Raw genomic sequence first — 13,043 nt, forward strand, 5'->3', positions numbered from 1 at the left:
GACATGCAGCAATCGGGCCAGAGCAGCAAGCCTACCTCGGAGGTAATCGCGCAGACGACTGCGATTTGCGAGCTTTGTGCGCAAATAAATGCCTGAAGGTTCGCGCGAAAATGCATCAAACCGTCACAAAGCCGATCGATTCGACCCGCCGCTGGTGGGTGCTCGCCATCGTCGTCGCCGCCCAGTTCATGTTCGGCGTCGACGCCTTCATCGTGAACGTCGCAATTCCCACCATCGCGGTGGATCTGAAGGCATCGCCGGCGCAGATCGAATCCGTCATTGCGATCTATCTGATCGCCTATGCCACGCTGGTCGTCACCGGCGGAAGGCTTGGCGACATCCACGGCACCAAGACTATCTTCCTGGCCGGCGTGCTGGGCTTCACGGCGACCTCGCTGTGGTGCGGCCTCGCGCAATCCGGCGTCGAGCTGATCATCGCGCGGCTGGCGCAGGGCGCGACCGCGGCGCTGATGGTGCCGCAGGTGCTGGCGACGCTGCATCTTCTGTTCACCGACGAGACGCGCAACCGCGCCTTCGCCGTCTACGGCATCGTGCTCGGGCTTGCGGGTGCCGCGGGTTTTTTGCTCGGCGGCCTCCTCGTTACGCTCGATCTCGCCGGCACCGGCTGGCGTTCGGTGTTCTTCGTCAACGTTCCCAGTGGCCTCGCGATCGCTGCGGCCGCCTGGCGCATCATGCCGTCGGTGCCGCGGCGGCTCGGGACCAGGCTCGACATCAAGGGCAGCATGGTTCTGTTCGCGGGATTGCTGTGCCTGATCGGGCCGCTGCTGCTCGGCCACGATGTCGGCTGGGCGCCATGGCTGTGGCCGGTGATGGCGTTCGGCGGCGTGATCCTCGCGGCGTTCCTGAAGCTCGAACATGCGGTCGCGCGAGCCGGCGGCATGCCGCTGATCGATCTGACGTTGCTGGCGGACGCGGCTTTTCTGCGCGGGCTCGGCGCTGCGTTCTTTTTCTTCCTCGCCAATCTCTCCTTCTATCTTGTGATGACGCTGTTCATGCAGCGCGGCCTGAAGATTCCGCCGCTCGCGGCCGGCATGGTTTGCATTCCGCTCGCCATCGCTTTCGTCGTGGCCTCGCGTCATAGCGGCGCGAGGGCGCGGCATCGCGGCACCAAGGTGCTGATCGAAGGCTGCGCGTTGCAGGTCGCGGGCCTCGCGGCGCTCGCGCTTCTTGTGCTCTATGTTGACACGCCACCGCCGCTCGCACTCGCGCTCACCATGAGCATCTTCGGTTACGGTCAGGGGCTGGTGATGGCGCCGCTGTCCGGCGCGGTGCTCTCGACGGTAAAACCTGTCGCCGCAGGCTCGGCCTCCGGCATGTACGGCACGACAGCGCAGATCGGAAATGCGGCCGGAGTGGCCGCAATCGGCGCGGTGTTCTTCGCGATCGAATCATTGCAATCAGCGCGCGCAGGATTTTTCGTCTCGCTCGCGCTGTTTGTGACGTTAATCATGGTCTGCACCGCATTTCTGACGTGGATGCGCCGCGCATCTGCATCAAGTTGAGGCATTGCGGTTAATACGTGCGGATTCCTGCTGAATTTCCAGTGATTTTCGCGAGATCGACAGCGCACGGTCTTTTTATTTTGCAATGCAGCAACTATCTGGTTGGGCTGAACGTTGAAAGCCGCCACCAGGAAAGTGCCGTGTCGTTAGCCAGAAATGTCGATTTGTTGAGACGTCTGCCAAAGCTGGACGGTCTGCGCTTTGCCGAGTTCGGCCGGAGCCCTGATTCATCCAGCCCGCTGCAAGAGGTCACGGGCTTCGGCGACAATCCCGGAGCCTTGCGCATGTTCGCGTTCGTGCCGGCGCAGCTGCAGAAGCCGCGCGCGCTGGTCGTCGTGCTTCATGGCTGCGGACAGACCGCGGCGGGTTACGATCTCGGCGCCGGCTGGTCGACGCTCGCGCGGCATTACGGCTTCGCGCTGCTGATGCCCGAGCAGCAGCGCGTCAACAACGGCAACACCTGCTTCAACTGGTTCAATCCGGAAGACACCGCGCGGGACAGCGGCGAGGCGCGCTCGATCCGCGAGATGATCGCGCATATGGTCGAGACGCATCGGATCGATCCCCGGCGCATCTTCATCACCGGCCTCTCCGCCGGCGGCGGCATGACGTCGGTGATGCTCGCGACCTATCCGGAAGTCTTCGCCGCCGGCGCTGTGATCGCCGGCCTGCCCTACGGCATCGCCTCGAATTTGCGCGAGGCGCTGGACGGCATGTTTCATTCGCCGGCGCGTCCCGCCCGCGAGCTCGGCGATCTCGTGCGCAACGCCTCCGATCATCGTGGTCCCTGGCCGAAGATGTCGGTGTGGCACGGCAGCGCCGACCGCACTGTCAATCCCGGCAACGCCAACGAGATCGTCAAGCAGTGGCTCGATTTGCACGATCTGCCTGACGTGCCGATGGCCGAGACCAATGTCGACGGCTATACGCGCCAGGCCTGGTGGAACAAGGATGGCGAGACGTTGGTCGAGTCCTACGCCATCACCGACATGGCGCACGGCACGCCGCTTGGCCTTGCCGACAACGACCAGCGCTACGGCATGGAAGGCGCGTTCCTGATCGAGGCCGGCATTTCCTCGTCCTACCACATCGCAAAGTTCTTCGGCCTGACCGCCTGGATCGCCGAGGCGAAGAAGAAGGCGGAGGCAAAGCCCGCAAAGCCGGCGCTGACGCCCGCCCCGCATCTCGCCCGTTCGATCCGCTCTGCGGTCGCCGAACAGCCGCCCGAGCCGAAGCGTGAAAAGTCTCACGGCTTCGATCTCGGCCAGATCATCACGCGCGCCCTGACGGCTGCGGGATTGATGAAGTAGCCCCCGTCGTCCCGTAAGCGACACAAACTCCGCCGTCGTCCCGGACAAGCGCGCCTCAAGCGCGCGCCGATCCGGGACCCATACTCCCAGGATCGAGTGAGGCGCGAAAGCGCAACTCCGAGTCCCCGTAACCACGTCTCCCTGTGGCTATGGGTCCCGGATCTGCGCTGACGCTTGTCCGGGACGACGGCGGAAGCGCGACTACGCCGTCTGATCGATCACCTCGATCGGCGTCACCGTCACCTCGCCGCCGGCGACCTTCCGCGTCATCTCCTGATAGGCCCTGAAGAAGTCGCGCGATTGCAGCGTTTTCTGCGCGGCATCGTCGCTGGCGCTGGCGAGGTGGAAGTAGCTGCCGTCGTCGCGGGCCTTCAGGACGCGATAGCCGATCCGCCCCTTCAGTTCCGGGTCGCCGTCGATCGCCTTGATGAAGCGGCCGATCTCCCGGTGCCACTCTTCCGTCGTGCCGTTCCTGAACTGGTATCTGATCATGAAGTGCTTCATGTGACGCTCCCTGTTCGTCATGTGCGTCATCATCTGCGCGCTGGATACGATCCTGCAAGTACGGACAAAATTGATAGTATGGACTTTTTCGCCGTCGCTCCTATTCTTGTCGCATAGCGTTTTCGAGCGAAGTGGATACCGGTTCGCGTAAAGAAAACGCGTAAAAAAGAATGCCTGGCTAACGCATGGAGGAGACGACATGGCGAAGGCAAGAGCGATCCCGCCGCGCACCTGTCCGGTCGCGGCGTTTCAAAAGATGATCAGCGGCAAGTACAAGCTGCGCATCGTCTGGGATCTCAAGGACGGCCCGCGCCGCTACGGCGAGATCAGGAGCGGTCTGCTGCGCGGCACTGAAGGAAGCGCCGAGATCACCCCGCGTGTACTCAGCCGCGAATTGAAGGCGCTGACGATGAGCGGCCTGATCGACCGCAAGGACTTTGGCGAGGTGCCGCCGAAGGTGGAGTATCGCCTGACACGCAAGGGCAAGAGCTTTGTGCCCGTCGTCGCGGCGATCCGCGAATGGGGCGAGCGTAACCTCGGCGAGTCCGTGCTCACCGTGGCTGCCGAATAAAACTCACATCTCGCCCGTGATGAACGGGTTGGTCATCCGCTCCTGGCCGATGCTCGAGCCGGCGCCGTGGCCGCAGATGAAGCCGACGTCGTCGCCGAGCGGCAACAACTTCGTCAGAATCGAGTTGATCAGCGTCGCGTGACTGCCGCCGGGGAGGTCCGTGCGACCCACTGAGCCCGCGAACAAGACGTCGCCGACATGGGCAAAACGCAGGTCCTTATTGAAGAACACCACGCTGCCCGGCGAGTGGCCGGGACAATGTAAAATGTCGAACGATAGTCCGCCGATCGATACGCTGTCGCCTTCGTCGAGCCAGCGGTCCGGCGCAAAATTGCGCACGCCGGTCATGCCGAAGCGCGCGCCGCTCTCGACCACGTTGTCGAGCAGGAACTTGTCGGCCTGATGCGGGCCCTCGATCGGCACTTTCAGCGCATCGCGCAAATCCGCGGCACCGCCGACATGGTCGATATGGCCGTGGGTCAGCCAGATCTTCTCCACGGTGACGCCGGTCTGCTTGATCGCATCCAGGATCTTCGGCACGTCGCCGCCGGGATCGATCACCACGGCCTTCTTGCCGGGCTCGTCCCAGATGATGGTGCAGTTCTGCTCGAACAGCGTCACGGGAACGATGATCGCGCCGGCCTTGGCTTGCGAGGATTCTTGGGTGTCATTGTGCTCGGTCATGGCGCCACAATGCCGATTTTTGCCATGCCGCCAAGCAAAAGATTCGTGCGCGAGCCCGGGGAACAGGTCACACGGCCGTCCCAATTGGCTCGCCAATCTGAACCGGGGCGTTGCTTCCGCGTTCTCCTGCGCGAGAGGTGGTCTTTGGATGGTATTGCGACATGGCTCAGGGCGAGAACTGGTGGCGCGACGGCATCTTCTATCAGATCTATCCGCGCTCCTTTCAGGACAGCGACGGTGACGGCGTCGGTGACCTCGCCGGCATCCTGAAGCGGCTGCCTTATGTCAAATCGCTCGGCGTCGATGCGATCTGGCTGTCGCCGATCTTCCCCTCGCCGATGGCCGATTTCGGCTACGACATCGCCGACTATACCGGCATCGAGCCGCTGTTCGGCACGATGGCGGATTTCGACGCGCTGCTCGCGGCCGCCCATGACAACGGCCTGAAGCTGATCCTCGATCTCGTGCCCAACCACACATCAAGCCAGCATCCCTGGTTCGTCGAGAGCCGCGCCTCGCGCGACAATCCCAAGCGCGACTGGTACATCTGGCGCGATCCGAAGCCGGATGGCAGCGCGCCGAACAATTGGGTCTCCGAGTTCGGTGGCAGCGCCTGGGCTTTCGACGAGACCACGGGTCAGTACTACTACCACGCCTTCCTCACCCAGCAGCCGGACCTCAACTGGCGCAATCCCGATGTCCGCGCCGCGATCTACGACGTGATGCGGTTCTGGCTGGAAAAGGGCGTCGACGGCTTTCGCGTCGACGTGATCTGGCACCTGATCAAGGACGCCGAATTCCGCGACAATCCGCCGAACCCGCATTACGTCGACGGCCGGCCGCCGCACGAGAGGATCCTCACGCAATATTCCACCGACCAGGACGAGGTGCATGACGTGATCGCCGAGATGCGGCGCGTCACCGATGCCTATTCTGCCCGCGTGCTGATCGGCGAGATCTATCTGCCGCTGCATCGCCTGATGGCCTATTACGGCAACGACCTGACCGGCGCGCAGATGCCGTTCAACTTCGCGCTGCTCTCGACCTTCTGGAGCGCGCGCTCGATCGAGACGATCATCGAGGATTACGAGAAGGCGCTGCCACGCGGCGCCTGGCCGAACTGGGTGCTCGGCAATCACGATCGCCCGCGCGTGGCGAGCCGCGTCGGTCCCGAGCAGGCTCGCGTCGCCGCCATGCTGCTGCTGACCTTGCGCGGCACGCCGACGCTTTATTACGGCGACGAGATCGGCATGCATCAGCTCGCGATCGCGCCGGAGGATGTGCGCGATCCCTTCGAGAAGAACGTGCCCGGCATCGGCGTCGGCCGCGACGGCTGCCGCACGCCGATGCAGTGGGATTCGTCCAACTTCGCCGGCTTCTCGGAGGTGAGGCCATGGCTACCGCTGCCCGAGGATCATATCCGCGAAAACGTCGCCAATCTCGAAGCCGATCCGTGCTCGATCCTCAGCCTCTACAAGCGCCTGATCGCGTTGCGGAGGGATTGCCCGCCGCTGATCGCCGGCGACTATCATCCGATCGCGGCGCAAGGCGACTTGCTGATCTATCGCCGCGTGGCCGGCGGCAAGTCGATAATCGTGGTGCTCAATCTCGGCCCTGACCCGATTGCTGTGACCACCAGCGCGATCCGCTTCGGCAGCGAGATCTTGCTGTCGACGTTTCTGGATCGCGAGGGGGAGAAGCTGGAGGGCGTGCTGGATCTGCGGGGGAATGAGGGCGTGATCGTGCGGTCGCCAACCTAGCCGTCGTCCCGGGGCGCGACGCAGTCGCGAGCTATGATGCGCAATTGCGCATCTGAGGACCCATAACCACAGGGAGTAGTTTGGCGAAGACTCGGAGTGACCTTTGTGCCCCAAACTATTCCCTGGGGTTATGGGTCCCGGATCTGCGCTTCGCTTGTCCGGGACGACAGCGGAACGTGAGGCCACAGCGGCGGCCACATCACCCCGGATGCTTCTTCCCCCGCACCGTCGTGTCGTCGATGTCGCTCCGCTTCAGCAGATAATCCAGCCCGCCGACGCGGTACCAGCGATAGCCATACGGCTCCAGCACGACGCGGTGCTGGCCGCGCTTGTCGGCGTGGCTGTGGTCTTCCGCGAGCAGGTTGATCAGATGCGCGCCGGCCTCGCCTGATAGCCCGGCCGAGAACGCGATCTCGCGCGGCTTCTCGTCGAGATTGTGCACGAACAGCACCGAATTGTTGCGCCAGTCGTAGCGCATGATGAACACGGCGGGGTCGCGCACAGGAATGATCGTGAAATCGCCCCAGCCGACCTCCGGCACTTCTTTCCGCATGCGGACGATGCGCTCGGTCCAGTTCAGCATGGAGTTGGGATCGCGCCGCTGTTTTGCGACATTGACGTGCGGAAAGCCGTAAGGTCCCCCGTCGATGACGGGGCAGGCCGGCTTGTCGCTCTTGGTGAAGCCGCCATGCGGCTCGGTCGACCATTGCATCGGCGTGCGCGCACAATCGCGCTCGGGCTGCGAGAGATCATCGCCCATCGCGATCTCGTCGCCGTAGCGGATGACAGGCGTTCCCGGCAGCGTGCACATCAGGCTGTAGGCAAGCTCGAGCCGTCGGCGGTCGCCGCCCAGCATCGGCGCAAGGCGCCGGCGGATGCCGCGGTCGTAGAGCTGCATGTCCTCGTCGGGGCCGAAGCATTTGAACACCGTATCGCGCTGCGCCTTGGTCAATCGTCCGAGATCGAGCTCATCGTGATTGCGCAGGAACAGGCCCCATTGCGCCGTCGCCGGCCGCGGCTTTGTTGCTTTCAGCGCCTTGGCGAGCGGACGGGAATCCGCGGACGCCAGCGCGTAGAACAGATGCTGGTTGACGTGGAAGTTGAACATCATGTGCATGCGGTCGCCGTCGCGTCCGAAATATTCCATGTCCGTCTTCGGCAGCACATTGGCCTCGGCGAGGATGATGGCGTCGCCCTGTCGCCATTGCAGGAATTCGCGGAAGGCGCGCAGCATGTCGTACTGCTCGACCGGCTTCTTAACCTTCGCGCCTTTGGTGGCGATGATGAAGGGAACGGCGTCCATGCGGAAGCCGGAGACGCCGAGCTGGATCCAGAAGCCCATGATCTTGAGGATCTCGGCCTGCACATGCGGGTTCGAGGTGTTGAGGTCGGGCTGGAAATCGTAGAAGCGATGGAAGTAATACGCGCCGGCTTCCTTGTCGCGGGTCCAGGTCGACTTCTGCACGCCGGGAAACACCATGCCCTTGTTGGCGCCGGCCGGCTTCTTGTCGGACCACACATACCAGTCGCGATAGGGCGAGCTCTTGTCGCGCCGCGCTTCCTTGAACCAGTGGTGCTGGTCCGAGGTGTGGTTGACGACGAGGTCGATGATGATTCGGATGCCGCGCTGCTTGCAGCCATGGGCGAACTCGACGAAATCGCCGAGCGTGCCGTAGCTGGAATCGACGCTGTAATAATCGGCGATGTCGTAGCCGTCGTCGCGGCCGGGCGAGGTCTGGAACGGCATCAGCCAGATCGTGGTGATGCCGAGCCCGTGCAGATAATCGAGCCGGCGCAAGAGGCCCTTGAAGTCGCCGACACCGTCGCCGTCGGCGTCCATATAGGAGCCGACGGAGAGGCAGTAGATCACGCCGTTCTTGTACCAGAGATCGTCGATCATGCGCGCGCGGCCGGTGGTTCCGCCGAGGTGCGGCGGCTGCGTGATAAGCGCGTGGGGAAGGGGAGGTTCCCCGCGTGTCGTCCCGGGGCCGGGACGACGCTGGAGAATGTGGCGACCGCGTCATCCTCCGCCGTCGTCCTGGACAAGCGAAGCGCAGATCCAGGATCCATTACCACAGTGCGCAATTTGACGAAGGCCGGTGGCTATCAGCTCGCGCGCCAACGGCCTCTTGGGGTAATGGGTCCTGGCTTTCGCCAGGACGACGATGGAGGAATCGGCTATCCTCTCACCATGGACAACACCGCCCGCATCACCCTCGTGCCGCCACCGGATCGCCGCCAGTCCGAGACGGCGCTCGCCATCGCGCGTGGGACCGCGCGGCTGCTCCGTTCGCTCGGCTTTTCCTGCATCAGCGAATTGCCGCTGCCCTCGGGCCGGCGCGCTGATCTCGTGGCGCTGAACGAGCGTGGCGAGATCTGGATCGTCGAGATCAAATCGTCGGTCGAGGATTTGCGCGCCGATCAGAAATGGCACGAATACCGCGCCCATTGTGACCGGCTGTTCTTCGCCTTCACGCAGGATCTGCCCTGCGAGATCTTTCCTGAAGACACCGGCCTGATCATCGCGGACGCCTACGGCGCGCACATGCATTGCGAGGCGCCCGAGCACAAGCTCGCTGCCGCCACGCGCAAGCAGATGACGGTGCGTTTCGCGATGGCGGCGGGCCTGCGGATCAACCGCCTGGTCGATCCGCAGGGACACGCGGATTTTTGGGAATGAGTCCGTAGGATGGGTAGAGCGAAGCGAAACCCATCAATTTCGGTGCGAGGCGCGAAGAAGGTGGGTTTCGCTTCGCTCTACCCACCCTACGACACCGTTACCTCGGCGCGCGCTTCGCCAAAATGCGCTGCAAGGTCCGCCGGTGCATGTTGAGCCGCCGCGCCGTTTCCGAGACGTTGCGATTGCACATCTCGTAGATGCGCTGGATGTGCTCCCAGCGCACGCGGTCGGCGGACATCGGGTTGGTCGGCAGCTCGGATTTCTCCGCGCTGGTCGACAGCAGCGCGGCGACGACGTCGTCGGCATCCGCGGGCTTCGAGAGATAATCGATCGCGCCCATCTTCACCGCGGTCACGGCGGTGGCGATGTTGCCATAGCCGGTCAGCACGATCGCGCGTGCGTCCGGGCGCTTCTTCTTCAGCGCCGAGACCACGTCGAGGCCGTTGCCGTCACCGAGCCGCAAGTCGACAACCGCGAATGCGGGAGCCGCCTTGCCGATTTGCGCGAGACCGTCCGAGACGGTGTCGCACGACGTCACCGAAAAGCCGCGGGTCTCCATCGCGCGCGACAAGCGCTCCAGAAACGGCTTGTCGTCCTCCACGATGAGAAGCGAGCGGTCGGCCTGTTCATTCAGTTCGGCGATGGCGTTCAAGGTGATGTCCTCTCTCCAGCGCGTTGACATATGGCCTCGCAACCGCGCGGTGCCAAGACCACCAATGGTCGATCGGCCCTTTTGTGCGACGCAAGGTCGCGGTCTATCCTATTGTTTCTTCGAGCGTCTCGATAGCCTCAAAACGCTGCCTGGGCCATGTGATGTGGACCACCGCGCCGTGTTCCGGGAAGATCCGGTTGGTAAACGAGACCTTGGCGCCGGTCCGTTCGAGCAAGGTACGTGCGATGAACACGCCGAGGCCGAGGCCTCGCTGTTCGCCGCTGCCGTCGTCCTGGGTGCGCCGTCGCGACAGATACGGCTCGCCGATCCGGTTGAGGATATCAGGCGGAATGCCCGGGCCGTCGTCGGAGATCAACAGCTCGATCGTGTCCTTGTTCCACCAGGCGTTCACCTCGACGGTGGTGTGGGCGAAATCGACGGCATTCTCGACGATGTTGCCGAATCCGTACAGGATCGCCGGGTTGCGCGAGCCGACCGGCTCGGCGACCGCGGCCACCGCGATCCGCACCTTGATGTCGACGCCGAAATCGCGGTGCGGGGCCACGACTTCCTCGATCAGCTCCGACAGCTTCATGCGGTCGAACGGCGCGCCGGTGGAGGAGAGCTGGGTGATCTTGCTGAGGATGTCGCGGCAGCGCTGGGTCTGCTCGCGCAGCGTCTTCAGGTCCGCGGCAAAGCTCGGATCCTTCACCGTCTTTTCCAATTCGCGCGAGATCAAAAAAATGGTCGCGAGCGGCGTGCCGAGCTCGTGCGCGGCCGCGGCGGCGAGGCCGTCGAGCTGGGTCAGATGCTGCTCGCGCGTCAGCACCAGTTCGGTGGCAGCCAGCGCGTCCGCCAGCTTGCGCGCCTCCTCGGTCACCTGGAACGAGTAGAGGCTGGTGACGCCGATGGCGAGCACGATCGAGAGCCAGACGCCGACGAGATAGATCGGCGGCAGCACCAGCGGATCGTCGGAATCCCAGGGCAGCGGCAGGTGGAAGAAGAACAGCACCGAAGCGCAGGCGACAGCGAGCAGGCCGAGGCCGAAAGTGAAGCGGGCCGGCAGCGCCGTCGCCGAGATCAGCACCGGCGCGAGAAACAGGAACGAGAACGGGTTCTGCAGTCCGCCGGTGAAGAACAACAGCCCCGCCAGCTCCACGATGTTCAGCGCCAGCAGGCCGGCGGCCTGCATCGGCTCCAGCCGCTGCATCGGATTGGCAACGGTCTGCAGGCCCAGATTGAGCGCGGCCGACAGCGCGATGATGCTGACGCAGGGAACGATCTCGACGTTGAACTCCAGCCCCTGCGCCACAATGAAGATCGCCGCGAGCTGGCCCAGCACCGCGAGCCAGCGCAGCCGCAGGATGGTGTCGAGGCGGATATGCCGCTGCGCGTGGCGGAAGTCGGAAGCGGCAATTTCGGTCATATCGGCCAATGTGGCGGTGCCTTCTGGATCACAAACGCTGGGCTCGCGGAACCACCCCGATTACAAGCCTTGCGCTATCAGCTGCAATAGCAGAAGAACGACCCAGCATGACCGAGAATGACAAGGCTTCAAGTCGGCCGACTGTCGCGGATCGCGGCGCCTCCGTGGCGATCGCGGTCGATCACCTCGTCAAGGTCTACAAGCAGACCCGCGCCGTCGACGATATCTCCTTTTCGCTGCCGCGCGGCAGCATCACCGGCCTCTTGGGCGGCAACGGCGCCGGCAAGACCACGACCATCGCGATGATCATGGGCCTGGTGCTGCCGACCTCCGGCCGCGTGCAGGTGCTCGGGCATCGCATGCCCGAGGAGAGCGCTGCGGTGCTGGGGCGGATGAATTTCGAGAGCCCCTATGTCGACATGCCGATGCGGCTCACGGTGCGGCAGAACCTCACCATCTTCGGCAAGCTCTATGCGGTCAAGGACCTGTCCGACCGCATCGCCGAACTCGCTGACGATCTCGACCTCACCGATTTCATCGACCGCGCCAACGGCAAGCTCTCGGCCGGCCAGAAGACCCGCGTTGCGCTGGCGAAAGCGCTGATCAACCAGCCCGAGCTGCTCTTGCTGGACGAGCCGACCGCCTCGCTCGACCCTGACACTGCCGATTGGGTGCGCGGCCATCTGGAGCGCTACCGCCGCGACAACGACGCCACCATCCTCCTGGCCTCGCACAACATGCTCGAGGTCGAGCGGCTCTGCGACCGCGTCATCATCATGAAGCGTGGCCGCATCGAGGACGACGACACGCCCGAGGCGATCATGGCCCGCTACAACCGCGCCACGCTGGAGGAGGTGTTTCTGGACGTCGCCCGCGGCCGGGTGAACGGCGCCAAGGAGGCGGCAAGATGAGGGAGCCCGGATGTTTCGGCCGTAGCCCGGATGGAGCGCAGCGCAATCCGGGACCCCTGTCGCTTGCGGCGCGATTCCCGGATTACGCTTCGCTCCATCCGGGCTACGAGGCACCGCCATGACCGAGCTCTCCCTCCACCGCGGCATCTCCGCGCACCGCATCGGCGCGATGATCCTGCGCTACTGGTACCTGCTGCTGTCGTCCTGGCCGCGGCTGCTCGAGCTCTTGTACTGGCCGGCGCTGCAGGTCATCACTTGGGGCTTCATCCAGTATTACATCGCGGAAAACGCCAGCTTTTTCGCGCGGGCCGGCGGCACGCTGATCGGCGCCGTCATCCTCTGGGACATCCTGTTCCGCGGACAACTCGGCTTCTCCATCTCGTTCCTGGAGGAGATGTGGGCGCGCAACCTCGGCAATCTCATGATGAGCCCGCTCAGGCCCATCGAGTTTCTGCTGTCGCTGACGGTCATGAGCCTGATCCGGCTCGCCATCGGTATCGTCCCGATGACGCTGCTGGCGCTGTTCCTGTTTCACTTCAACGTTTATGCGCTCGGCCTGCCGCTGATCGCCTTCTTCTGCAATCTGATCTTCACCAGCTGGTCGGTCGGCATCTTCGTCTCGGGGCTGGTGCTGCGGCACGGTCTGGGCGCCGAGAGCATCGTCTGGACCTTGATGTTCGCGATCATGCCGCTCGCCTGCATCTACTATCCCGTCAGCGTGCTGCCGGTCTGGCTGCAACATGTCGCCTGGGCGCTGCCGCCGACCTATGTGTTCGAGGGAATGCGCGCGCTGCTGAGCGAGAACACCTTCAGGATCGATCTGATGCTGGATGCGTTAGCCATCAATGCTGTGCTTCTGGTTGCATCTTTTTGGGCATTCCTTGCCCTTTTGCGCAGCGCCAAAAAGCACGGCTCGCTGCTGTCGGGCGGTGAATAACGTCACTTTCTCGTGGATTCAGGCCGATTTAACCGTTCCCGCCACGTAGATGTACGGAACCGTGCATTGACGCAATATTACGCAT

General features: G+C 63.8%; 12 protein-coding genes. 7 read left to right on the forward strand and 5 right to left on the reverse strand.

Going from position 1 to position 13,043, the window contains the following annotated elements; translation table 11 throughout:
- Nucleotides 1-110 precede the first annotated feature (110 nt).
- Both JQ592_RS14625 and JQ592_RS14630 read left to right on the forward strand, forming a co-directional pair.
- Entirely contained in the window at nt 111-1,523 is a 1,413-nt protein-coding gene (locus JQ592_RS14625) for an MFS transporter (RefSeq protein WP_211403535.1), read from the forward strand.
- 140 nt (nt 1,524-1,663) lie between these two features.
- Nucleotides 1,664-2,833, forward strand: coding sequence for an extracellular catalytic domain type 1 short-chain-length polyhydroxyalkanoate depolymerase (locus tag JQ592_RS14630; RefSeq protein ID WP_211403536.1), 1,170 nt, complete (start codon nt 1,664-1,666; stop codon nt 2,831-2,833).
- A 201-nt stretch (nt 2,834-3,034) separates the two neighbouring features.
- Here JQ592_RS14630 and JQ592_RS14635 read toward each other — a convergent pair whose 3' ends face one another.
- Entirely contained in the window at nt 3,035-3,337 is a 303-nt protein-coding gene (locus JQ592_RS14635) for a hypothetical protein (protein ID WP_246820411.1), read from the reverse strand.
- A 199-nt stretch (nt 3,338-3,536) separates the two neighbouring features.
- On the opposite strand from JQ592_RS14635, the gene JQ592_RS14640 reads away from it, so the two are divergent.
- Entirely contained in the window at nt 3,537-3,908 is a 372-nt protein-coding gene (locus JQ592_RS14640; protein WP_211403538.1) for a winged helix-turn-helix transcriptional regulator, read from the forward strand.
- Nucleotides 3,909-3,911: 3 nt separating this feature from the next.
- Here JQ592_RS14640 and JQ592_RS14645 read toward each other — a convergent pair whose 3' ends face one another.
- Nucleotides 3,912-4,592, reverse strand: a complete 681-nt coding sequence (locus JQ592_RS14645; protein WP_211403539.1) for an MBL fold metallo-hydrolase — start codon at nt 4,590-4,592, stop codon at nt 3,912-3,914.
- 161 nt (nt 4,593-4,753) lie between these two features.
- Between JQ592_RS14645 and JQ592_RS14650 the strand changes: the two genes are divergently transcribed.
- Nucleotides 4,754-6,352: an alpha-amylase family glycosyl hydrolase gene (locus JQ592_RS14650; protein ID WP_211403540.1), complete on the forward strand. Its 1,599-nt coding sequence runs from the start codon at nt 4,754-4,756 to the stop codon at nt 6,350-6,352.
- A gap of 199 nt (nt 6,353-6,551) precedes the next feature.
- Here JQ592_RS14650 and JQ592_RS14655 read toward each other — a convergent pair whose 3' ends face one another.
- Entirely contained in the window at nt 6,552-8,252 is a 1,701-nt protein-coding gene (locus JQ592_RS14655) for an alpha-amylase family protein (RefSeq protein WP_211403541.1), read from the reverse strand.
- 291 nt (nt 8,253-8,543) lie between these two features.
- Between JQ592_RS14655 and JQ592_RS14660 the strand changes: the two genes are divergently transcribed.
- Nucleotides 8,544-9,032 (forward strand): MmcB family DNA repair protein, encoded by a 489-nt coding sequence (locus tag JQ592_RS14660; protein WP_211403627.1) that lies wholly within the window; start codon nt 8,544-8,546, stop codon nt 9,030-9,032.
- A 97-nt stretch (nt 9,033-9,129) separates the two neighbouring features.
- Here the strand turns inward: JQ592_RS14660 and JQ592_RS14665 are convergent, their stop codons facing one another.
- Nucleotides 9,130-9,684 carry an ActR/PrrA/RegA family redox response regulator transcription factor gene (locus JQ592_RS14665; protein WP_018644326.1) on the reverse strand — a complete coding sequence of 185 codons (555 nt, stop codon included), beginning with the start codon at nt 9,682-9,684 and terminating at the stop codon, nt 9,130-9,132.
- Between the two features lie 103 nt (nt 9,685-9,787).
- On the reverse strand, nt 9,788-11,110 hold the full coding sequence (locus tag JQ592_RS14670) for an ActS/PrrB/RegB family redox-sensitive histidine kinase (RefSeq protein ID WP_211403628.1): 1,323 nt from the start codon (nt 11,108-11,110) through the stop codon (nt 9,788-9,790).
- A 107-nt stretch (nt 11,111-11,217) separates the two neighbouring features.
- Between JQ592_RS14670 and JQ592_RS14675 the strand changes: the two genes are divergently transcribed.
- Together JQ592_RS14675 and JQ592_RS14680 are read left to right on the forward strand one after the other, a co-directional pair.
- Nucleotides 11,218-12,021: an ABC transporter ATP-binding protein gene (locus tag JQ592_RS14675; protein WP_211403542.1), complete on the forward strand. Its 804-nt coding sequence runs from the start codon at nt 11,218-11,220 to the stop codon at nt 12,019-12,021.
- A 118-nt stretch (nt 12,022-12,139) separates the two neighbouring features.
- Nucleotides 12,140-12,958, forward strand: coding sequence for an ABC transporter permease (locus JQ592_RS14680; protein WP_211403543.1), 819 nt, complete (start codon nt 12,140-12,142; stop codon nt 12,956-12,958).
- The last annotated feature ends 85 nt before the right edge of the window (nt 12,959-13,043 follow it).

Origin of the sequence: Bradyrhizobium iriomotense, from assembly GCF_018129405.1 — a bacterium.
Classification (GTDB): domain Bacteria; phylum Pseudomonadota; class Alphaproteobacteria; order Rhizobiales; family Xanthobacteraceae; genus Bradyrhizobium; species Bradyrhizobium iriomotense_B.

What these genes read in the sequence shown, in the direction of transcription:
- JQ592_RS14625 (WP_211403535.1), top strand. Translation starts at nt 111, where the DNA reads ATGCATCAAACCGTCACAAAGCCGATCGATTCGACCCGCCGCTGGTGG.
- JQ592_RS14635 (WP_246820411.1), bottom strand. Translation starts at nt 3,337, where the DNA reads ATGAAGCACTTCATGATCAGATACCAGTTCAGGAACGGCACGACGGAA.
- JQ592_RS14640 (WP_211403538.1), top strand. Translation starts at nt 3,537, where the DNA reads ATGGCGAAGGCAAGAGCGATCCCGCCGCGCACCTGTCCGGTCGCGGCG.
- JQ592_RS14645 (WP_211403539.1), bottom strand. Translation starts at nt 4,592, where the DNA reads ATGACCGAGCACAATGACACCCAAGAATCCTCGCAAGCCAAGGCCGGC.
- JQ592_RS14650 (WP_211403540.1), top strand. Translation starts at nt 4,754, where the DNA reads ATGGCTCAGGGCGAGAACTGGTGGCGCGACGGCATCTTCTATCAGATC.
- JQ592_RS14655 (WP_211403541.1), bottom strand. Translation starts at nt 8,252, where the DNA reads ATGATCGACGATCTCTGGTACAAGAACGGCGTGATCTACTGCCTCTCC.
- JQ592_RS14660 (WP_211403627.1), top strand. Translation starts at nt 8,544, where the DNA reads ATGGACAACACCGCCCGCATCACCCTCGTGCCGCCACCGGATCGCCGC.
- JQ592_RS14670 (WP_211403628.1), bottom strand. Translation starts at nt 11,110, where the DNA reads ATGACCGAAATTGCCGCTTCCGACTTCCGCCACGCGCAGCGGCATATC.
- JQ592_RS14675 (WP_211403542.1), top strand. Translation starts at nt 11,218, where the DNA reads ATGACCGAGAATGACAAGGCTTCAAGTCGGCCGACTGTCGCGGATCGC.
- JQ592_RS14680 (WP_211403543.1), top strand. Translation starts at nt 12,140, where the DNA reads ATGACCGAGCTCTCCCTCCACCGCGGCATCTCCGCGCACCGCATCGGC.